Raw genomic sequence first — 21,075 nt, 5'->3', positions numbered from 1 at the left:
CTACTCTGAAGGCGTTCTGTTTGGCGATACCTCAAACGGAACGCCCACAAGAAGAGGAGCAAGAGGTGGCACTCGACCCGGACGACCCGCGCCCGCCATACGTGCAGGTGGCGAACGCTCTGCGGGCGGCCATCCTGACCAAGGTCTTCAAGGCCGGCGACAAGCTTCCTTCCCGCGCCGAACTGGCGAAGAAGTATGAAGTCGCGCCGATGACCGTACAGAACGCGCTGCGCGAGCTGCGCGACGAAGGCCTGATCGTCTCCCGACAGGGCAGCGGTGTCTTCGTCCGCGAGCGCACCGAACGCCCGGTAGGACTCCGACCGCACATCGAGCGCGCGTTCGAAGCCGAGCACCTCTCCATCGCTTTCTCCGGCTTCTCTGGCGAGACACTGCAAGGAGTCATGCAGGAACCGCTGGACAAGATCCGAATCGGCCGACTGACACCTGCCTCGATCAACATCCGGATGCTCGTCCCGGACACATCTCAGCCGTGGGCAATCCCGTGCCAGGTCGAGGACTTGCAGGACAGCCCAGGCTTCCGCAAGCGCATGGACGAGATCATGCGCCGCCACACCCTCGCGATCGTCGACAACGTCCAGGAACTCGGAGACCTCGGCCTGGTCAAGGACGTCTCAGTCGAGATCAAGGTCCACCGAGCAGCACCGCTGTTCAAGCTGTACCTGCTCAACAACGAAGAAGCCTTCTTCGGCTTCTACCCAGTCCGCGAGCACGTCATCCGCTTCGATGGCGAACCCAAGCCGATCTACGATCTAGTCGGCAAGGAAGCCATCCTCTTCCACCACAGCGTCACCGACGACGACACCAGCACCGGCAGCCAGTACGTCGAACAGGCTCGCATGTGGTTCGACTCGATGTGGACAACAGTCTCATCGGAGTACCAACGATGACCGACGACTGTCAGGCAGAAATCGACGATGCGACCGCCGTCCGCTATGTCTTGAGAAATACCGAGGCTCTTCTACTAGACTTCGACGGTCCTGTCTGTTCGGTATTTTCTGGGTTTCCCGCCCCAGTCGTTGCCGATCAGCTTCGCGCAGTTCTCTCAGAAAGTGCATTTTCTTCACTGCCCGCCGAAATCGAAACCAGCGAGGATCCATTCGACGTTTTCAAGCACGCGGCAAGAATTGGAGAAAACGAAGCCCGATACGTTGAGTCAGCGCTACGAGCACACGAAGTTGAAGCTGTCCAAACCGCAGAGCCAACACCATACTCCCACCAGCTTATTAAGCAGTGGAGTGCCATTGGTCGACCAATGGCGATAGTAAGCAACAACAGCGCCGAGGCGGTTTCGATCTATCTTGAAATTCACGGACTCACCGATTGCGTGACCGGCGTTGTATCTCGCACCTCTTCAGATCCAGGTCTTCTAAAACCGAATCCACACCTTGTTAGCATGGCTGTTCAGCTGCTGAATCGCGCGCCCGAAAACTGCACTCTAGTCGGAGACTCGTCATCCGACATGGATGCAGCTAACAGCGCGAAGGTGGCAGCGATCGGCTACGCTAACAAGCCCGGCAAAGCGTCGACTCTCCGTCGTCCAGGCGTGAAGGCCATCTTGTCTACGATGCGACTCCTGCTTCCAAACGGGTGAATTTAGCGCTTGATGCCTCCTCCGGCGGTGCTGAAGCAGCGATCTTGCGGGTTCACCTGTAACAAAGGTTCACAAAGTCTCGATCACCCTGGCACGATCGTCAGCACACACGTGCGCTCATGCAGCGCAGCGTGGTTACGCTGGCGCAACGGTGACCTGGAGGGACTGTGAGCAACGAGCCCGCCCGCCCGACAAGCGAAGATGAAGAAGGCCTTGCGGAGCCCGTTGTCCCATCAGGCGAAGAGGCCGCGTCCGAGCTCAGCCCGGCAGACCCTTTCTTTGTCAGCAAGCAAGCCGCAGCGGTTCTAAAACACGGCATCCTGAGTCGCTACATCGTTCCTTTTACGATGAAAGTCGGCTCTACAGCCGAAAACAAGCGCGTGGTCTACATTGACGGATACGCAGGAGCCGGAATCTATAATGACGGCACCAAAGGTTCTCCTGCTCTGATCTTGAAAACTGCGGTCGAAATGTCCGACAAGCGGACGCTCGAATGCCTATTCATTGAGAAGAATAAGGATCACTTCGAAAGACTTAGCGGACTCGTCGCCGAACACAAGAAAAATGGAGTGGCGACGGACGCCCTCCGCGGCGAAGTTCATCAGCGACTTCCGGCTTTCTTGGAGCGGGCGAAATCCGCCCCCTTGCTCTGCTTTCTAGATCCATTCGGGCTTGGAATTCCGTTTAGCGACATTGTTCACATCTTCGAAACCCGAAGTGCGAGTCAGATTCCAACTGAAGTGATCTTGAACTTCAGCGCAAACGCCATCAGAAGGATTGGCCCGTTTGCAAGCAAGGCTCACCCAACCACTGGTGAGCAAAAGACTCTTGCGCGGGTCGACACGGCTTGCGGAGGAGACTGGTGGCGCAAAGTCTATTGTGACGCAGCAGACAAGGATAAGGCTGTCGAGCAGATCGCCTATGGCTTCATGCAGAGGCTAGCAAAAGCGATTTCAGGCGGCGGATTTGCCATACAGGTGCAGAAGAAGCCGTCGCACAAACCAGTATATTATCTTGTTTTTATCACCAAGAACTATGTTGGACTGGACGTCTTCACTCAGGCAGTGTCATCCGCACAGGAAGACTGGCGGAAACACGTCTACATGGACGGTAAAAAGCCTTCGGATGAAACAGCCCTGATCACCGATGAAGACCTGTTCAAGCAACAAGAGGACACCCTCGCAAAGGGGTGGATAGAAGAGATCCACCAGAACATCACCCAACGACTAGCCAAGGGGGCGTTCCTCGTTCGGAACGAAATTCCCGCAGTCTATGGTGAAGCTCTTGGCCTTGCGCGCGACAAACACGTTCGAGCAGCGGTTAAGCAACTACACGACGAAGGCGTGACCAACTGCGACGGAAAGGGAGCAGTATCCAAATTCTACATTGACCGTAAGACAACACCTTAGGCTAGTAGTGGCATCTCATCCCAGGTTCTTCCGTCAAGAGCTCGGCCATTAGCTTTGGGCGTCCGACCTCCCCATTGCTTGAAGAAGAAGGGAACACTGCTATCAACGCAGCGGTCCCTGATCGAGCTTGCCCAGTTGGGATCCATGGGCCTGGCTCCATGACCAGACTCGCCACCCACTATGACCCAGTTGATACCGGCAAGATTAAGATCATCCAGCGGGCCAATCAAGGGTTCGCACGAGAGGAACTTGACGCCGGAAGGAACCTTGCGCAAATCTTCCAGGCGATGCAGAACGTCACTAGACTCCACAGATACGCCAAACCACAGATTTTTCGGCCAGCTTAGCTTATCGGCCATTTTTCTAGCTCTCGCTGGCCTTTTCGTAAGAATCTGATAAGTGTGTTGCGGCGTCTCTTCTATCACACGAAAAACATCTTCAATGAACGCTTGTGGAACCTTCGCGTGGAACAGGTCGCTCATGGAGTTAACGAAGACGGTGCGTGGGTTACGCCATTTGTAGGGCTGTCTTAAAACCTCAGGATGAGTCGTGACACCGAACCCAGGCCCAGACGTGATCGGGTTTCCATCAACCTGATACTTCTCAGCACCCATTGCCTTGAGTCGCTTCGCCAGAGTCAGCGCGTAACAGTTCTCACAACCTGCTGAAACCTTGTCACAACCAGTGACCGGATTCCAAGTCGCCTCGGTCCATTCGATCTTGCTACCGATCGCCATCGTCTCGTTCCTTCCTGCCGACCAGTGTTCAAGCAGCTCACCGCTATGCGAACACTTGTTCGATAGGATGTCCAGTTCCTAGGGCACGTGTCATTGATCGCAGGCGATCATTCACCCGAACGCTCAACGAAGCAGGACGCGACCGTAGTAGAGATCGCATCTCTTTGCCGAATTGGGCTCTATGGGATCAAGGCGCGCCGCCGTCGGCGGCGCGCACGGGGCCCGTCACGTTGGCACCGACTCCCCATCCATCCCGGCACGCCGGGCTCCCGCTTCGCTCCGCCCGTCGGCCGTGCGGCGCGGCCGGCGTCCCTCCACGGCAGCACGCCACCGACGGCGACGCGCAGGAGCTCCCAGCACCCAGGCGTCAGGACGATCGCGCGATCCAAGACCTGACCGAGCCGGGCACGGCGATCGACGCCCGCCAACGCTCCGCGTCATCGGCCACCGGACATGCCAAAGCCGCCCCACCGAGGACCAGCGGGACGGGACAGCTACCAGACAAGCCCCAGAACGAGGTGTAGCGACGGGTGTAGCAACGGTCCGGGACGGGTTGGGACGGGACAGCACCCCTGACCAGGCAACACCGACAACCGTGGACTAACCCGAACGAGCCGGAACAGCCAGATGCAGCCTTGAAAGCGGGAGACGGGCAACCGTCCGGGGGTTCAAATCCCTCCGCTTCCGCAGTTTGACCAGTACAAACAGGGGTGGCTCACCAGCCGGTGAGCCACCCCTTTGCGTCCAGTCTCATTTGCAGTCTCATTCAGGTGCCCAGAGGAAGCCGTTGAGCCTCGCCGCGACGTCCTGCCGCATGGACTCGGTGACGTGCATGTACTTCTCCGCCACCTTCGCGTTGGTCCAGCCCATGAACTCCTGGACGACGCGTTGCGGCACGTTCAGGAGCAGCAGGACCGTTGCAGCCGTGTGGCGTGCGTCGTGCAGGCGGGCGTCCCGCACATCCGCCTCAGTGAGCAACGCTTTCCAGTCATCGTGATCCGCATGCGGGTCGATCGGTTTTCCGTTGGGCTGCGTGAACATCCAGTCACCGCCCAGCCACTCCGAGCCCGCGCGGCCCGCATGCGCGAGTTCGGCGAGGCGACCTATACGCGTCGCCCATCTACTTTGACGAGCCGCGTTAGCCCAGAGAGTTCTGTCCTGCAGCACAAGACAGACACGAAGCGTACGATCACCGATCAACACTGCGTCGGGGCCGACTGAAAGCCTGGTGACCATTGCATAACCAGCCGAGCATCGACGAGATCAAGGATGCTTTGAACGCGTCTGGCTTCATCCTTGAACAACGCGTGGCGCTACTGCTGGAAAAGGCAGGATACGAAGTCCGTGTTGCGCAGTCTTATATCGACCCAGACGAGGAAAAACCTCGTGAGATCGATGTGGTCGCTTACAAAGAATTTGCAAACCCCGGACCGATGCATATTCCACACGTGCTGGTGATTGAGTGCAAGAGCACCCCGCAGCCTCACGTCGCGTTCACTCGGAATTGGCGTAAGTTCGAGAGAGAAAACAAGCCCTACGAAATCCTCCTGAACGCCGCCCAGGCAGCGTACAGCGAAGCGACCGCCGACAAGATGCGCCGAAAACGCGTCATGCAGTACGCCGTCCCCTCCATATGGGAAAGTGCGGACCTTCGGAGCGAGTGGGAGATCCTTCGACTTAACGTCATAAATAAAGCAACGCAGATCGTGAGAATTGAGCGCCAGAACAAGAATCACTCAGCTCGCAACTCCATATTCGAAATGGGCCTTCCGCCAATCAAAGCAGCATTTGACATACGCCAACGCTACACCAAGCAGAACGCTGCAATTTTTCCAGCTTGCGTGACTGGCGGACCCCTATATTCGATCTCTCCCGAAGGAGTCGAGAGCCAGGAGCTCAGAGAAGAAGAACTTCTGTGTGTTGAATATAGCAATCGCGCACAGTGGATGAGGGACACAGCCACGAACTATTTCGATATTGTCCCTTTTGATAACCTGGAGATCTGGCTAAAACATGTGAGGCAAGTAGTAGGCGCGTTGAACTCCCGAATGGACCAGTTCTCTCGCCAGCCGATCTGAGCGGTCCGAGCCGCCTCGAAGGCGGTAGGGGCGCGCAGTGTGTCCGGTCGCCCCTCCAAGCTCAAGGGTGCTTCGCATCGCTTCGCGACGGCCTGCGGCCAAAAAGTCCACTATGGACTGATCCGTCTGACGGACAGTCTCATACCAGGTCGTCCAGGAGCGTTTATCCGCGACTTGACGGAACCGCTGACCAGCAAGAAGAACCTCAGCGAACGAACTTGAACGGCCATACCACTCCCTTGAAAGCGGGAGACGGGCAACCGTCCAGGGGTTCAAATCCTTCCGCTTCCGCAAGTGGGCGAACTGTGTCGACGGAGAGCGTCGACCAGATCTCGCTCCAGGTGTTCTACGGGGACTGCTGCCCCATCGCCTCTTGCACGCGCCGGGCCACCGCCTCGGCGCGTGGGCGACCGTACGGTCGAGACCTGGACCGGGCAGACACAGCACTATACGGTTTTTACAGTTCGTATTAATAATAATCTGAGCTCGGCACCTCTCGATCCATCCGGAGAGGTGCCGCATTTTCCACGGGCCATCTGAGAGCCAGGAAGACGCTATGGACACCCTCTGGCCTGGACACATATCCTATTGTCAGCAAGAAGCTCAGGCGAGACAACCGCGAGGGAAAATGCCTGAAATAAACCCAATGAATACGAGGATCAAGCATGCAAAAATTAGAAGTATCAGCGAAAGAAACCGAAGTATGGCAATACGTACCGGCGCGCCGTTTCCTTGACGGCGACCCCTTCTTGGCTGGTCACGAGGTGTGCATCGACGGCTGGCCGTGCGACCGAGGCGACGAGGAGGTGTGTCAGTACTCCCACTCCTGGTGAGAGCCGGTGAACGAGCCGGACAACGCAGATAACGCGAAGCGGCGGCACCCCGAAGGGCACCGCCGCCACAAACCAAAGCCGACCTACGACACAGCCGCGTGCGAGTGATCGTCGTGCGAAGCCGCCTTCAAAGCAGCCGAAGACCGAGCCTCAGCCCGCTTCGAACGAGGCGGCACCCCGTTGACGTCCTCAGTGGACACACCGTAGGCAGCCGTCACGAACGCGATCGCGCCAGCGTTGCGACCCAAAGCCACCCGGTCGACGTTGCCGAGGTTGTCGCACTTCGAGTGGTAACAAGGGTCGTACGCGACCCCGGCCGTGCCACCCCACTTCGCGGCCTGCGCCGCCGTCTTCAGGCCCTCGGCACCGGTGAACAGACCGCCGGCGGGAATGCCCTGGGCGATGAACTCGCCGTAGTCCGAGCGGCCCGAGAAGTCCGTGCCCTCGGTCGGGACGCCCTTGGCGGCGAAGTAGTCGGCGAAGGCCTTTTCGATCTGGGCCGAGCCGTACGGGCCCGCGCCTGCGCCCACCGCGTCGGAGTCGTCGCCGTCGTAGATGAAGTACGCGGCGTTCGGGGAGCCGACCATGTCGAAGTTCAGGTACAGGGCGATGTCCAGCTGCTGTTCGAACGTCAGCGAGCGGACCCATTCCTCGGAGCCGATGAGGCCGCGCTCTTCTGCGCCCCACCAGGCGAAGCGGATGGCGTTGTCGACCTTCGGGCGGGAGCCGAGCTGGAGTGCGGTTTCCAGCAGGGACGCCGAGCCGGTGCCGTTGTCGTTGATGCCCGCGCCCAGTTCGACGCTGTCGAGGTGGGCACCGGCCATGACGACGTTGTTCTTGCGGCCGGTGCGGGTCTCGGCGATGACGTTGCGCTGGGTGCGGGTTTCGGTGTGGTAGCGCATGTCGACGGTGACGGCGGCGCCTGCCTTGCCGGCGAGCGTGGTGCCGTCTGCCTGGGAGATGCCGCCGGTCGGGATCAGGCCCGGGTTGGTCAGCGTCACGTTGGACAGGGGGCCCGCGGTGTTGTTCGAGACCAGCACGGCGATGGCGCCTGCCGCGGCCGCGTTGAGGTGCTTCTGCTCGAACGTGCAGCCGCCTCGGCGGATGAGGGCGACGCTGCCGGTGTAGCTCTGGCCCGCGAAGTCGGTTGCCTCGCAGCCCGTGGTGGCGTCTTCCGGGACCACTCGCAGCGGGCCGGTGATGCCGCCCACCGGGGTCTGGGGTGAGGCGGTCATGACGATCGCCTGGTAGTTCACGCCGTCTACGCGGGCGGTTTCCGCGTCGGTGATGGGGACGTCGAAGCTGAAGTTCGGCGTCGTGACGATGAAGCCCTCGGCGCGGAGCTTGCCCGCCACGTACTCGACGCTGGCGTCGTAGCCGGGGGTCAGTGCCGCGCGGTTGCCGCCGTTGCGGTCGGCGATGCGCTGGAACGCGATCAGGTGCCGGTTGACACCCTCTACGGTCACCTTCTTCGCGAGCTTCTTGGCGAGTGCGGGGCCCGCCGGTTCTGCGGCGGCGGACGCCGTTGCGGTAGGGGCAGCGACTAGTGCCGAGATGGCAAGCACAGCCGCCAGCTTGGATCTGCCGGACATGAACGTTCCCCTTCGTTCGAGATGGCTGAACCCTCACAAAAAGGAGACGCGGGCCACAATCCGTCGGTCGGCGGGAGTTCAGCTGGTGATCAGGTGAACACACTCCGCTAGTCCCTCGACCGCTACCTTCCACTCCGGGCGGACGAAGTTCGCCTCGTCCAGGCGCAATCGCACGTGCTCAAGGCGTTCTCCGCGGGGAGCGAGGCCGACCGTGCCGTCGTGCACGTAGCCGAGCTTGGCGCTCACGCGGTTGGACGCGTGGTTGCCCTGCCAAGCCGCCGAACGAGCGATGCTCGCGCCCAGGTGGTCGAACGCGAACTGCAGCACTGCCACTCGCATCTCCGTGCCGAAACCCGTGCCCTGGAAACCCCTGCCCAGCCAGGAGCCGGTGCCGACCTCGCGCAGCACCCCGAAGTCGCGCGCGCCGACGTCCTGCACGCCGATCACCTCGCCCTCGTGCCGGACGAGGAAGGTGATCACCCAGTCCTTCGCGGTGAGCCGGGCGCGCGTCGCCCAGAAGTGCTGGAGCATGCCGAGCCCGCCGTCGTCGGCGAGGCTGTCGGTCCACGGCACGTTGAACGGCATCTCGGACGGGTCGTGCACACCCGCCTGAGCGACGCGCACGAGCTCGAACAGTCCGGCGTCGTCGTCCGGGCGCAGCTCCAGGCGCGGGGTGCGGAGAACGAGGTGTCGCAGCGGCCAGGCGTCCATGATCCGATGGTGCCGGACCTGTCGAACGGTATTACGGTCGACTGTATGCATGCCATCACTGTTCGCGAACCCGGCGGCCCGGACGTGCTCGAGTGGACCGAGGTCGCCGACCCGTCCCCCGGCAGGGGCGAGGTGCTGATCGACGTCGCCGCGAGTGCGGTCAACCGCGCGGACCTGTTGCAGCGGCAGGGTTTGTACCCGCCTCCCAAGGGCGCGTCGGACGTCATCGGGCTGGAGTGCTCCGGCACGATCGCGGCGGTCGGCGAGGACGTCACGGGCTGGCACGTCGGCGACGAGGTGTGCGCGTTGCTGGCCGGCGGTGGTTACGCGGAGAAGGTCGTCGTGCCCGCGGCCCAGGTCCTGCCGGTCCCGAAGGGCGTCGACGTCGTCACGGCCGCGGCACTGCCCGAGGTCGCGTGCACGGTCTGGTCGAACGTCGTGATGGACGGCCGGCTCAAGCTCGGCGAGACGTTCCTCGTGCACGGCGGTGCGGGCGGCATCGGCACGCACGCGATCCAGGTCGCCAAGGCGCTCGGCGCGACCGTCGCGGTCACGGCGGGTTCCGACGAACGGCTGCGGAAGTGCGCGGAGCTCGGCGCCGACATCACGGTCAACTACAAGACCCAGGACTTCGTGGCCGAGGTGAAGAAGGCCGACGTCGTCCTCGACAACATGGGCGCCTCCTACCTCCCCCGCAACATCGACGTCCTCGCGCAGGACGGCCGGTTGATGATCATCGGCATGCAGGGCGGTGTGAAGGGCGAACTGCCGATCGGCAAGCTCCTCGCCAAGCGGGCGTCGGTGATGGCGACCGGGTTGCGCGGCCGGACCGTCGACGGCAAGGGCGCGATCGTGGCGCAGGTCCGCGAACACCTGTGGCCGCTGATCGAGAGCGGCGCGGTCAAGCCGATCGTCGGCCGGGTCGTGCCGATGTCGGACGCCGCCGAGGCGCACCGGTTGCTGGAGGCGAGTGACGTCTTCGGCAAGGTCCTGCTCAAGCGAGACCGGTAGCCACGGCCAGCGAGGTCCGGGGAGCCGTGCGGAACTCCAGCCCGAACTCCTCGGACCACCGCGTCAGCACCGCCTGCTCGTCGGGCCGGTCCACGTCGTCGGCCAGCATCGTGGCCCCCGGCGCCAGCACGGCGCTGAGCACGGGCATCGCCGGATAACGCGAGTCACCGGACCCCGGCCCGTCCACGAGCAGCAGGTCCACCAGGCCGAACTTCTCGACGTACCCGAGCACCTCGTCGTGCACCTGCTGCGGTGCGTACCACTGGCCGTGCCGCGACAACGCCGCCGGATGACGCGACAACGGCGCGTGCACCACACGGGCGGCCGAGCCCAGACCCTCGCGTCTTACTTGCGACGCAACGAAAGCAGCCGTGCGTTCGTCGTGCTCGATCGACAACAGGTGCCCGAAACCTCTCTGCTGCAACAAACGCGCCAGCAGAACCGAGGACGAGCCGCAGCCCAGTGCCACCAGGACGGTGCGGGAGCCGAGCACGATCTCGTCCATCACCGCGACGAGCGTCGACGGCCGGAGGTCGCCGGCGAGTTGCGGCAGGTACTCGGTGTTCAGGGAACCGAGGCGGTGCAGGGCCGAGAGGTCGGCGAGCTCGCGAGCCAGCGAGTCGTCCACAGATGCTCTCCCGAATCCCTCAGCCCAGTTCGGCCACCGCCCGCACCAGGTCGTCCATCTCGACTGCGTTCGTGTAGTGCGCCAGCCCGATGCGGATGGCGCCGCCGATCTCGCCGACGCCCAGCACCGAGAACACCCCGTGCTGGCCGGGATCGGCGAACGCGCAGACACCCCGTGACGCGAGGTGTTCGACGCCGTCCTCCGCCTTGACCCCGGCGATCGAGAACGCCAGCGCGGGCACCCGCCGCATGGCGTCGCCGATCACCATCACGTGCCGCAGCGAACGCAGTTCGTTGATGAGATTAGCGAGCAGCCCGGCCTGGTACGCCTTCACGGATCCCAGCGACGTCAGCAACCGCTCACGGCGCGTGCCGGTCGCCGCGTCGTCGAGGTCCGCGAGGTACTCGACGGACGCAACGAGGCCGGCGAGCATCGGATACGCGTGCGGGCCGAGCTCCAGTCGTTCCGGGCCGCGGGCCATCGGGTCGACCGAGACCGACGGCAGCCGCTCCAGCACCGACGGGTCGCGGAACACCAGTGCGCCGACCGGCGGGCCACCCCACTGACCAGCGGAGAGAGCCACGACGTCGGCACCCATGCCAACGATGTCCAACGGCACGAACGGCGCCGCGGACGAGGCGTCCACCACCATCAACGAGCCGTGCGCGCGTGCCACCGCGGAGATCTTGCCCAGGTCCGGGCGTGTGCCGACGACACCGGACGCCGCCGTGATGGCGATCAGCTTCGTGCGGTCGGTGACGAGTTCGTCGAACTGCCAGCTCGGCAGCTCGCACGTCTCGATGTCGATCTCTGCCCATTTGACCGCGCTGCCGGTCCGCTGAGTCGCACGCAACCACGGTGCGATGTTCGCCGGGTGGTCCAAGCGGGAAACCAGGACTTCGTCGCCCATGAACCAGTCGTCGGTCATCGCGTCGGCGAGGCGTTGCAACAACACGGCCGAGGAGGGACCGAGAACGACACCGGCGGGGTCTGCCCCGACGAGGTCCGCGACGGACCGGCGGGCGGCGTCCACGATGCCCTGCGCCCGTTGGGACGCCGGGAAGATGCCTCCGGGCCCGGAGACCGGGGCGCGCAGCGCGGTGGAGACGGCGGTGGCGACCTGTTCGGGCACCTGCATGCCGGCGGGTGCGTCGAGGTGTACCCAGCCGTCGCCGAGCGCGGGGAAGAGCCCTCGTACTCGAGCGACGTCGAACGCCATGAGTAACACCGTACGTATGCGAGCAAACACGGCGACGACCAGCCCCACCCCGATTAGTTTCGAAAACGTGAATCACGCGAGGATGGAGACCATGAACCAGGAGCAGCCCGTCGTAATCGTCGGCGGCCAGGACGGCGACATCGCCGACCTCGTCGAACAGCCGGCCAAGGTGATGCGGATCGGCACGATGATCAAGCAGCTGCTGGAGGAGGTCCGCGCCGCACCTCTGGACGAGGCCAGCCGCAACCGCCTCAAGGAGATCCACAAGCGGTCGATCGAGGAGCTCGAGGACGGCCTCGCGCCGGAGCTGCGCGACGAGCTGGAGCGTCTCTCGTTGCCGTTCACCGAGGAGGGCACCCCGTCCGACGCCGAGCTGCGGATCGCACAGGCCCAGCTCGTCGGCTGGCTCGAGGGCCTCTTCCACGGCATCCAGACCGCGTTGTTCGCCCAGCAGATGGCGGCGCGCGCCCAGCTGGAGCAGATGCGCGGCCGTGCGTTGCCCGCCGGCAGCAGCGGCGAAGGTAACGAAGGCGGAACAACAGGCAAGGGAACGGGTCAGTACCTCTAGCTGAAACGGGCGGGGTTGGCTCTACGATGCGCGCTGACCGTTCTGGAGAGGAGCCATCGTGCTCGACAAAGTCCGCAAAGGCCTGCAGGCCAAGCAGCTTCGTCACAAGCTTCGTGTCAAGGCCATCGAACTCATCCAGGACGCGCTGAAGCCGCAGCAGGAGCAGATCGCCCGCATCCAGGTCCAGCTGGACGGTCTGCGCGACGAGCTCAACCAGCAGGCGAACCGGATCGTCGACCACACCGTCGGCCACGAGGTGCGGGCCCGCCGCGACATCGTGTTCGCCGCGGACCGGGAAGCCTCGTTGCAGAGCGCTCAGTTCGTGCACAAGAACATGCCGCGGGTCCCGCACTTCGGCTCGCCGCACGAGACCCTCGAGTTCGCGCTGACCCAGGCGCCCGAGGACGGCATGGCGCTGGAGTTCGGCGTCTACACCGGCGGCACGCTCAAGATCATCGCGAACGCCCGCGAGGGCTCCGGCGTCTACGGCTTCGACTCCTTCGAGGGTCTGCCGGAGAACTGGCGCAACGGGTTCCCCGCCGGCACGTTCACGATGGACGGCCTGCCGGACGTGCCGGGTGCCGAGCTCGTCGCCGGGTGGTTCGACGAGACGCTGCCGAAGTTCCTCGCCGACCACGAGGGCTCGGTGACGTTCCTGCACGTCGACTGCGACCTGTACTCGTCCACCAAGACCGTTCTCGACCTGGTCGGACCGCGTCTGGTCGAGGGCAGCATCATCGTCTTCGACGAGTACTTCAACTACCCGCAGTGGCAGGAACACGAGCACAAGGCCTGGCTGGAGCACGTCGCGGCGCACGGCGTCGAGTTCGACTACCTCGGGTACACCTACGACCACGAACAGGTCATCGTCAAAGTGATCAAGGTCTGACCGCACCGTGACCGACCGGTGAGCATGTCACTCATCGGTCGCCGGTACGCTCAGTCCTCGTGCAAGCCACCAGTACGCCCGACCAAGCAGAGGCGCCCCCTGCCGTCAAGTCGCGCAGCTTCAAACGCGCGTTCGCTGATGTGCGGGAGGCGTGGGACCACCGTGAGCTGTGGGGCCACCTCGGCTGGCAGGACATCAAGCAGCGCTATCGCCGTTCGGTCATCGGCCCGTTGTGGATCACCATCTCGATGGGCACCACAGCGCTCGCGCTGGGCTTGCTGTACTCGGTGTTGCTCGGCGCGGAACTGCCGGCGTTCCTGCCGTACATCACCGCGGGCTTCATCGTCTGGAACTTCATCCTCGGCTGCATCACCGAGGGCACGGACGTGTTCATCGCGAACGAGGGGCTGATCAAGCACCTGCCTGCGCCGATCACCGTCCACGTGATGCGCATGGTGTGGCGCCAGATCCTGTTCCTGCTGCACAACCTCGTGATCTACGTGATCGTCATGCTGATCTTCTTCGGCACGCTCTCCGAGCCGTACCGGATGACCGAGAACGGCCCGCTCCAGCCCGGACTGAGCTGGACGATCGCACTGGCGATCCCCGGCTTCGCCCTGCTGGCGATCAACGCCGTGTGGGTCTCGTTGCTGTTCGGTGTGATCAGCACGCGCTTCCGCGACATCCCGCCGGTCGTGAACAGCTTCATCAACCTGGTGTTCTTCATGACGCCGATCGTCTGGGACGCGAGCATCCTGACGAAGGTCACCAAGGGCAACCCCGACGACGGTGCCTGGCGCATGTGGATCGCGGAGCTGAACCCGGTGTACCACTTCGTCGAGATCGTCCGCGCCCCGTTGCTCGGCCACACCGTCGACTGGCACCACTGGGCGGTCGTCGGCGGCTTCACGGTGGTCGGCTGGATGCTCGCACTGGTCATCCTGCGCAACTACCGCGCCCGCGTTTCCTACTGGGTCTAGAAGGAGGTCGACACCCCATGGTCAGCATCGACGTCTGGAACGCATCGGTCGACTTCCCGATCTTCGACGCGAAGTCGAGGTCGCTGAAGAAGCTCGCGCTCGGCAAGGTCGGCGGCAAGATCGGCTCGGAGGGCCGTGTGCCGATCATCGAAGCCCTGCACGACATCACGCTGTCGATCAAGGACGGCGACCGCGTCGGCCTGGTCGGCCACAACGGCGCCGGCAAGTCGACGCTGCTGCGCCTGCTGGCGGGCATCTACGAGCCCACCCGCGGCCAGTCGCGCATCGTCGGCAAGGTGGCGCCGGTCTTCGACCTCGGCGTCGGCATGGACCCGGAGATCTCCGGGTACGAGAACATCATGATCCGGGGCCTGTTCCTCGGCATGAGCCGCAAGCAGATGGAATCCCGCGTCGACGACATCGCGCAGTTCACCGAGCTCGGTGACTACCTGCAGATGCCGCTGCGCACGTACTCGACGGGCATGCGCGTCCGGTTGGCCCTCGGCGTCGTCACGTCGATCAACCCGGAGATCCTGCTGCTCGACGAGGGCATCGGCGCGGTGGACGCGGCGTTCATGGCGAAGGCCCGCGACCGCCTCAAGAACCTGGTCGCCCGCTCTGGTCTGCTGGTGTTCGCGACCCATTCCGACGAATTCCTCGCAGAGTTCTGCGACAAGGCGATCTGGATGGACGAGGGCCACGTCAAGATGTTCGGAAGCCTTCGCGAGGTGCTGACCGCGTACAAGGGCTTCGACCCCTTCGAACGCATGCACCCGCACGAGGAAACCCCCGTCCTCAGCGGAAACGGTGGCGAGTAGAGCATGAACCTCGAGGCACTGCCCAAGGGCTCCGTCGTGGCGGTGGTGGTCACCCGCCACCGCAGGGAGCTGCTGGCCGAGTCGTTGAAGGCCCTGGCGACCCAGACGCGCGTGCCCGACCACCTGGTCGTCGTCGACAACGGTCCCGACCAGCCGGTCGGCGACCTGGTCGAGCAGTGCCCGTTGCCCACCACGTACCTGCCGTCGCACCGCAACCTCGGCGGCGCCGGCGGCTTCGCGCTGGGCATCCTGCACGCGCTGTCCCTCGGCGCGGAGTGGGTGTGGCTGGCCGACGACGACGGCCGCCCGGCCGACGAGAACGTGCTGGCCGTGCTGCTCGAGGAGGCGGAGCGCAGGGGTCTCGCGGAGATCTCCCCCGTCGTCACGAACATCGACAGCCCGGACAAGCTCGCGTTCCCGCTGCGGCGCGGTCTGACGTGGAAGCGCTCGGCCGCCGAACTCGGCACCGACTTCCTGCCGGGCATCGCCTCGCTGTTCAACGGGGCGCTGTTCCGCGCCTCCACGCTGGACGTCGTCGGCGTGCCGGACTACCGGCTGTTCTTCCGCGGCGACGAGGTCGAGGTCCACCGGCGGATGGTGCGGTCGGGGCTGCCGTTCGGCACGTCCCTGCGGGTCGCGTACGTGCACCCGGACGGCTCGGACGAGTTCAAGCCGATGCTGGGCGGCAGGTTCCACGCCCAGGACCCGGAGAACCCGATCAAGCGCTACTACACCTACCGCAACCGCGGGTACCTGCTGTCGCAGCCGGGCATGCGCAAGCTCGGTGCGCTCGAGGTGTTCCGGTTCGGGCTGTACTTCCTCGCAGTGAAGAAGGACCCGAAGGCGTTCGTCGAGTGGGTCAAGCTCGTGCGCCTCGGTCAGCGGGAGCGCTTCTTCCGCAAGTGATCTGCTGAGGGCGGAATCGCTCGGAGCGGAACCGCCCTCAGCCCGTCGCCGGAACGCGGTTTGCTGAACGGCATGAGCAAACTCGTGCTGTTCCTCGCCGCCAACCCGAACCCGATCTCCCTCACCGTCACCGCCGAGACGCGGGACGACCTCGCGCCGCGGCTGACCCAGATCGTCCGCAACGGCCACACGCAGCCGATTCCAGGGCCCGATGGCCGCGAGTACGTCGTCAATTTCGCGAACGTCGTCGTTGCGCACTTCGAGTAACCGCTCGCGCACTTCGCGTGATCGGAGTAAGACGGGACGAGTGATCTCCCGACGCAGACTTCTCTCCCTCGCCGGTGCGAGCGCGCTGCTCGCGGCGTGCGGCTCGAACACCGGCCGAGGCGGCGACGGCCAGGCCCTCAAGCAGTGGTACCACGCGTACGGCGAGCCCGGCGTGCAGCAGGCCGTCGAGCGCTACGCCAAGGCGTACTCGAAGACTCCGGTCGACGTGCAGTGGAACCCCGGCGACTACGACTCCAAGCTCGCGACGAGCCTGCTGTCCGGCGGCGGGCCCGACGTCTTCGAGTCCACCCCGCAGCTCAGCTCGGTCAGGGCGGGCCAGCTGGTGCCGCTCGACGACGTCTTCGGTGACGCCAAGTCCGACTTCTCCGAGTCGATCCTCGCGACGCACACCGTCGACGGGAGGATCTACGGAGTACCGCAGGCCGTGGACATGCAGATGTTGTTCTACCGCAAGAGCTTCTTCACGCAGGCCGGGGTCCGGCCACCGTCCACCGTGGACGAGCTGGTCGATGCGGCACGGCGTCTCACCACGGGCTCGGTCAAGGGCCTCTTCGCCGGCAACGACGGCGGTGGCGGCGTGCTGGGCGGGCCCGCGCTGTGGTCGGCGGGTCTCGACTACGTGCGGGACCGCCAGGTCGGGTTCGACGATCCCCTTGCCGCGACGGCGATCGGGAAGCTCCGCGAGCTCTACACCAGCGGCAGCCTGCTGCTGGGAGCCGTGAAGGACTGGGCGGAGCCGGACGCGTTCGTCCAGGGCCTGGTCGCCATGCAGTGGACCGGGTTGTGGGCGGTGCCGGCGGTCGTCAAGGCGCTGGGCGACGACTTCGGCGTGCTGCCGTTCCCGGCGCTCGGTGGCAGTGGTCGCGCCAGCGTGCCGGTCGGGGCGTTCGGGGCGATGGTCAACGCCAAGTCCAAGCGGATCGACGAGGCCAAGGACTTCGTGAAGTGGCTGTGGATCGAGAAGACCGAGTACCAGGAGGACTTCAACCTCAGCTACGGCTTCCACATCCCGCCTCGCCGAAGCATCTCGGAGAAGGCCTCGAAGCTGACCTCGGGTGCGGCGGCCGACGCGGTGAAGTTCGTGCGGGACAACGCGAAGGCGTCCAACCCGCCGGACTGGACCTCGGTGATGCGCACGGCGTTCAACGACGCCGTCTCGCGGGTGGTCCGGGACGGCGCTCCCGCCGACGCCGAACTGAAGACCGCCGCCGGTGTTGCCCGTGACGAGCTGAAGCGCCTGTACGGATGAGGAACGGACGCGCGTTCTGGCTGTTCGTGGGGCCGTTCGCCGCCGGGCTGCTGATCTTCGTGTACGTGCCGATCGGCTGGAGCCTGTTGCTGTCGTTCTTCGACGCGCGCAACACGGTGACGCCGACGGAGTTCGTGGGGCTGCGCAACTACGCGGACATGCTGACCGACGGGCCGTTCCTGAGCAGCCTCGGCACGTTCAGCGTGTTCGCGGCGTTCATCGTGCCGCTGACGTTCGTGCTGGCTCTGGCCTTGGCGTTGCTGGTCAGCCAGATCAGCTTCATGCAGGCGTTCTTCCGCTCGGTGTTCTTCCTGCCGACGGCGTGCTCGTACGTCGTGGCGTCACTGGTGTGGAAGCTATCGATCTTCAACGGCCTGCGGTCGGGTCTCGCGAACACGGTGCTGGGCTGGTTCGGTGCGGATCCGGTGGCGTGGACCGTTTCCACCTCACCGCCCTGGTACTGGCTCGTGCTCGTGACGCTGCGGCTCTGGTTGCAGCTCGGGTTCTACATGATCCTGTTCATCGCCGGCCTGCAACGGATTCCCGCCGTGCTGTACGAGGCGGCGGCTCTTGACGGCGCACGCTCGTGGCAGGCGTTCCGGTTCGTCACGCTGCCGCAGCTGCGCACGACATCGGTCGCTGTGCTGCTGCTGCTTCTGATCGGTGCGTACCAAGCTTTCGACGAGTTCTACAACGTGCTCGGCACCGACCGCGGTTACCCGCCGTTCGCCCGGCCGCCGTTGATCTACCTGTACTACACGGCTTTGGGCAGTGGCGGGCAGGACTTCGGGCACGGCAGCGCGGGTGCGGTGATCCTGACGTTGCTGATCGTCGGCGTCACGCTGCTGCAGGGAAGGGCGGTGCGACGGTGAAAGCCCTGCGGTATCTCGCTTTGAGCATCGCGGCCGTGTTGTTCCTCGTGCCGTTCTACCTCGTCGTGCGCAACGGGCTCGTGGCGGAGTCTGAGATCAGCGCTGCCTCGTGGACGTTTCTGCCGTCGTCGGTGCGCTGGGAGAACTTCGCCGAGCTGTTCGGCGATCCGGCCGTGCCGTTGGTGCGGAGCATGGTGAACTCGCTGGTGGTGGCGGTGCTGCAGACGGCTGGGCAGCTGCTGTTGTGCTCGCTGGCCGGGTACGGGCTCGCGCGGATTCCGTACCGGTACGCCAACGTGGTGTTCTACTTCGTCGTCGCCACTCTGATGATTCCGGCGGCGGTCACGTTCGTGCCCACGTTCGTCGTCGTGTCGACGCTGGGGTGGGTCTCGGACCTGCGCGGGCTGGTGATCCCCGGCCTCTTCAGCGGGTTCACGGCTTTCCTGTTCCGGCAGTACTTCCTGAACTTCCCGCGGGAACTGGAGGAGGCCGCGCGGATCGACGGTCTCGGGCACTGGGGCACGTTCTGGCGCGTGGTCGTGCCGAACTCGCGCGGGTTCTTCGCCGCGCTCGGCGTGATCGCGTTCGTGACGTCGTGGAACCAGTTCCTGTGGCCGTTGGTGATCGCCCAGGACCAGGACTCGTGGACGGTGCAGGTGGCGTTGTCGACGTTCCTCACGGCTCAGTCGATCAACGTGCACGAGCTGTTCCTGGCCGCGGCGGTCTCCATCACCCCGCTGGTCATCGTGTTCGTGGCGATGCAGCGGTGGCTGGTGCGCGGGGTGACGGAGACCGGGATCAAGGGCTGATCAGCGCTCGAACACCTTCCGCCACGACTCCGTCGAGGTCAGCTCCGGCAGGGCGTTGCGGTAGACGCGCTTGAGCTGGTCCCACTCCTGGCCGAGGCGGCGGTAGTTGCGGGCCGCCCGCACGGCCAGGGCGCGGAACTCCTGCGGGTCGCGCTTGTAGAACGCCACCGCGGTGCCGTCGGCGGTGGACACGGTCGCGCTGTCGAGGTTGCCGAGCAGGAACCACCGTGCGCTGAGCGCCGGCACGTTCATCTGCGGGCGGCCCGCCGCGTCGGGGGCCGGGCTGCGGAGGTTGTGCAGCAACGACTTCGCGGCGCGCTTGGCCGTGGTGATCTTCGACTGCGACGGCTCCAGCAGGGCCTCGGCGCGCACCTGGTCGAAGGTGGGCGGCGGGAACTCACGGGCTGACGGCAGGGTCTGCGCGTCGGAGTACTCCGCGCGCAGCCTGCGGACCTCGGGCAGCGAGGTGCGCAGCGAGTCGAAGAGCAGCGACGGGCCGGCGAGGAAGTCCTCGATCGCCTTCTGCTGCAACATGACCGTCGAGTACTCCATCGACAGCAGGTGCCGCAGCGTGAGCTTCAGGCCGTGCTTCACGATGCCGTTCTTCACGTCGTACGGGCTGTGCAGCGCCGCGAGGATCAGGCGGTTGCGCGTGTGGAAGTACGCCTGCCAGTCCGTCGAGTCGTTCTTGTCGGTCCACGGCATGTGCCAGACCGCCGAGCCCGGCAGCGACACCGTCGGGAAGCCGTGCTCCAGCGCGCGCAGCGAGTACTCGGCGTCGTCCCACTTGATGAAGAGCGGCAACGGGTAACCGCTGCGGCGCACGACCTCGCGCGGGAACAGGCACATCCACCAGCCGTTGTAGGTGGCGTCGATGCGCGGGTGCAGTTCCTTGGTCTCCCGCAACGAGTCCGTGGCGAAGTTGTGGTCGGTGACCGCACCCGGTGCCGCGCGCCAGAAGCACGTGTTGAGGTCGACGATCTCCGCGAAGCTGTGCAGGCGGGCCCGCGAGTACAGGTTCAGCATGTGACTGCCGACGATCACCGGCTGGGCGGCGGCGCGGGCGAACGCGTTGGAGCGCAGCACCGCGTCCGGCTCGAGCCGGATGTCGTCGTCCATCAACATGATCTGGTCGGCGTCGGAGTTCTCGATCGCCTCGAACATGCCGCGGGTGAAGCCGCCGGAACCACCGAGGTTGTCCTGCTCGATGACCTCCAGCTTGTCCCCGAGCACTGCCGCCGCTTCCGCGAAACCCTTGGTGTCACGGACCTTCACGGCACCCTGATCGGCGACGAACACCTTGCAGAGCACGTCGAGCACGGCCTTGTCCTCGCCGAGCGCGCGCAACGCGATCACGGCGTCGACCGGGCGCATGGTCGTCATGCCGATGGCGACCTTCTGCACCGGCAACGGTTCGCGCACGGTCCAGGCCGCCTCGCGGATCTCCAGGGGCGCGTCGTCGGTGAAGACGTCGAACCAGATCCAGCCGCCGTCCTCGAACGGCTTGAGCGACACGGTGAACTCGACGTCGGTCCACTCGCCCGCGTCACGGACGTACTGGCCCTCGATGTGGATGATGTCGCCGGACGGACGTGAGCGATACACGTCGACCCGGCCGGTGCCGCGCACCGCCAGGCGCAGCACGACCTCGTCGACGGTCGTCCAGCGCTTCCAGTAGGAGGCGGGGAAGGCGTTGAAGTACGTGGAGAAGGAGACCTTCGCCGACGGGGGAACCGTGGTGCTGCGGCGGGACGCGACGTGGCAGTGCACCGAGTCCGGCTCGTCCAGGTAGAGCGGACGGACGTCCAGCGGGTCCTCGTCGCGGGGCAGGATCACCCGTTGCAGCACGCAGTTCTGGTCCACGGA

Annotated in this window: 21 protein-coding genes; 14 read left to right on the top strand and 7 right to left on the bottom strand. The window is 64.7% G+C overall.

All coding sequences use genetic code 11. From position 1 onward, the window contains the following. From PV646_RS11635 to tcmP, 3 genes are all read left to right on the top strand, one after another. The coding region (locus PV646_RS11635) for a GntR family transcriptional regulator (RefSeq protein WP_500341428.1) at window positions 1-908 on the top strand (908 nt) is incomplete at its 5' end. Continuing rightward, the gene (locus PV646_RS11630; protein ID WP_500341427.1) at window positions 905-1,612 is read left to right on the top strand and encodes an HAD family hydrolase; all 708 of its coding nucleotides are present in this window, start codon (window positions 905-907) and stop codon (window positions 1,610-1,612) included. The genes PV646_RS11635 and PV646_RS11630, both read left to right, overlap by 4 nt. 167 nt (window positions 1,613-1,779) lie before the next feature. After that, entirely contained in the window at window positions 1,780-3,021 is a 1,242-nt protein-coding gene (gene tcmP / locus PV646_RS11625; protein WP_500341426.1) for a three-Cys-motif partner protein TcmP, read from the top strand. Here tcmP and PV646_RS11620 read toward each other — a convergent pair. Together PV646_RS11620 and PV646_RS11615 are read right to left on the bottom strand one after the other, a co-directional pair. Next, the gene (locus PV646_RS11620) at window positions 3,018-3,758 is read right to left on the bottom strand and encodes a DUF5131 family protein (RefSeq protein ID WP_500341425.1); all 741 of its coding nucleotides are present in this window, start codon (window positions 3,756-3,758) and stop codon (window positions 3,018-3,020) included. The genes tcmP and PV646_RS11620 overlap by 4 nt on opposite strands. Before the next feature lie 762 nt (window positions 3,759-4,520). Next, entirely contained in the window at window positions 4,521-4,994 is a 474-nt protein-coding gene (locus PV646_RS11615; protein WP_500341424.1) for a tyrosine-type recombinase/integrase, read from the bottom strand. Here PV646_RS11615 and PV646_RS11610 point away from each other — a divergent pair. Continuing rightward, window positions 4,994-5,836, top strand: a complete 843-nt coding sequence (locus tag PV646_RS11610; RefSeq protein ID WP_500341423.1) for a hypothetical protein — start codon at window positions 4,994-4,996, stop codon at window positions 5,834-5,836. The genes PV646_RS11615 and PV646_RS11610 overlap by 1 nt on opposite strands. A gap of 916 nt (window positions 5,837-6,752) precedes the next feature. Here the strand turns inward: PV646_RS11610 and PV646_RS11605 are convergent. Further along, window positions 6,753-8,261 carry a M28 family metallopeptidase gene (locus PV646_RS11605; protein ID WP_500341422.1) on the bottom strand — a complete coding sequence of 503 codons (1,509 nt, stop codon included), beginning with the start codon at window positions 8,259-8,261 and terminating at the stop codon, window positions 6,753-6,755. A gap of 78 nt (window positions 8,262-8,339) precedes the next feature. Further along, window positions 8,340-8,972 carry a GNAT family N-acetyltransferase gene (locus tag PV646_RS11600; protein ID WP_500341421.1) on the bottom strand — a complete coding sequence of 211 codons (633 nt, stop codon included), beginning with the start codon at window positions 8,970-8,972 and terminating at the stop codon, window positions 8,340-8,342. A 45-nt stretch (window positions 8,973-9,017) separates the two neighbouring features. Between PV646_RS11600 and PV646_RS11595 the strand changes: the two genes are divergently transcribed. After that, complete coding sequence (locus PV646_RS11595) at window positions 9,018-9,983, top strand: NAD(P)H-quinone oxidoreductase (protein ID WP_500341420.1); 966 nt, start codon at window positions 9,018-9,020, stop codon at window positions 9,981-9,983. Here the strand turns inward: PV646_RS11595 and PV646_RS11590 are convergent. Further along, window positions 9,967-10,611 carry a class I SAM-dependent methyltransferase gene (locus PV646_RS11590; protein WP_500341419.1) on the bottom strand — a complete coding sequence of 215 codons (645 nt, stop codon included), beginning with the start codon at window positions 10,609-10,611 and terminating at the stop codon, window positions 9,967-9,969. The genes PV646_RS11595 and PV646_RS11590 overlap by 17 nt on opposite strands. 19 nt (window positions 10,612-10,630) lie before the next feature. Further along, a complete protein-coding gene (locus PV646_RS11585) occupies window positions 10,631-11,830 on the bottom strand; it encodes a cysteine desulfurase-like protein (protein WP_500341418.1) in 1,200 nt (399 codons plus the stop codon). Window positions 11,831-11,921: 91 nt separating this feature from the next. On the opposite strand from PV646_RS11585, the gene PV646_RS11580 reads away from it, so the two are divergent. The 9 genes from PV646_RS11580 to PV646_RS11540 all read left to right on the top strand — a co-directional run bounded on the left by PV646_RS11580 (window position 11,922) and on the right by PV646_RS11540 (window position 19,209). Beyond that, the gene (locus tag PV646_RS11580) at window positions 11,922-12,398 is read left to right on the top strand and encodes a bacterial proteasome activator family protein (RefSeq protein WP_500341417.1); all 477 of its coding nucleotides are present in this window, start codon (window positions 11,922-11,924) and stop codon (window positions 12,396-12,398) included. Between the two features lie 58 nt (window positions 12,399-12,456). Then, entirely contained in the window at window positions 12,457-13,287 is an 831-nt protein-coding gene (locus PV646_RS11575; protein WP_500341416.1) for a class I SAM-dependent methyltransferase, read from the top strand. 59 nt (window positions 13,288-13,346) lie between these two features. Continuing rightward, the gene (wzm, locus tag PV646_RS11570; RefSeq protein ID WP_500341415.1) at window positions 13,347-14,267 is read left to right on the top strand and encodes a galactan export ABC transporter permease subunit Wzm/RfbD; all 921 of its coding nucleotides are present in this window, start codon (window positions 13,347-13,349) and stop codon (window positions 14,265-14,267) included. 17 nt (window positions 14,268-14,284) lie between these two features. Further along, window positions 14,285-15,085, top strand: a complete 801-nt coding sequence (wzt, locus tag PV646_RS11565) for a galactan export ABC transporter ATP-binding subunit Wzt/RfbE (protein WP_189156509.1) — start codon at window positions 14,285-14,287, stop codon at window positions 15,083-15,085. Between the two features lie 3 nt (window positions 15,086-15,088). After that, window positions 15,089-15,991 carry a galactofuranosyltransferase GlfT1 gene (glfT1, locus tag PV646_RS11560; protein ID WP_500341414.1) on the top strand — a complete coding sequence of 301 codons (903 nt, stop codon included), beginning with the start codon at window positions 15,089-15,091 and terminating at the stop codon, window positions 15,989-15,991. Between the two features lie 72 nt (window positions 15,992-16,063). After that, the gene (locus tag PV646_RS11555; protein ID WP_452250221.1) at window positions 16,064-16,258 is read left to right on the top strand and encodes a hypothetical protein; all 195 of its coding nucleotides are present in this window, start codon (window positions 16,064-16,066) and stop codon (window positions 16,256-16,258) included. 40 nt (window positions 16,259-16,298) lie between these two features. After that, window positions 16,299-17,528, top strand: a complete 1,230-nt coding sequence (locus PV646_RS11550) for an ABC transporter substrate-binding protein (protein WP_500341413.1) — start codon at window positions 16,299-16,301, stop codon at window positions 17,526-17,528. After that, entirely contained in the window at window positions 17,525-18,400 is an 876-nt protein-coding gene (locus PV646_RS11545) for a carbohydrate ABC transporter permease (protein WP_500341412.1), read from the top strand. The genes PV646_RS11550 and PV646_RS11545 overlap by 4 nt, the downstream gene beginning before the upstream one ends. Continuing rightward, on the top strand, window positions 18,397-19,209 hold the full coding sequence (locus PV646_RS11540) for a carbohydrate ABC transporter permease (protein ID WP_500341411.1): 813 nt from the start codon (window positions 18,397-18,399) through the stop codon (window positions 19,207-19,209). The genes PV646_RS11545 and PV646_RS11540 overlap by 4 nt, the downstream gene beginning before the upstream one ends. Here PV646_RS11540 and PV646_RS11535 read toward each other — a convergent pair whose 3' ends face one another. Beyond that, window positions 19,210-21,072: a glycosyltransferase gene (locus PV646_RS11535; protein WP_500341410.1), complete on the bottom strand. Its 1,863-nt coding sequence runs from the start codon at window positions 21,070-21,072 to the stop codon at window positions 19,210-19,212. Between the last annotated feature and the right edge of the window lie 3 nt (window positions 21,073-21,075).

It is taken from the genome of Streptomyces sp. ID05-26A, from assembly GCF_033794685.1.
In the GTDB taxonomy this organism is placed as follows: Bacteria; Actinomycetota; Actinomycetes; order Mycobacteriales; family Pseudonocardiaceae; genus Lentzea.
Note: the sequence above shows the minus strand (reverse complement) of the source record. Positions and strands in the feature narration are given on the sequence as shown.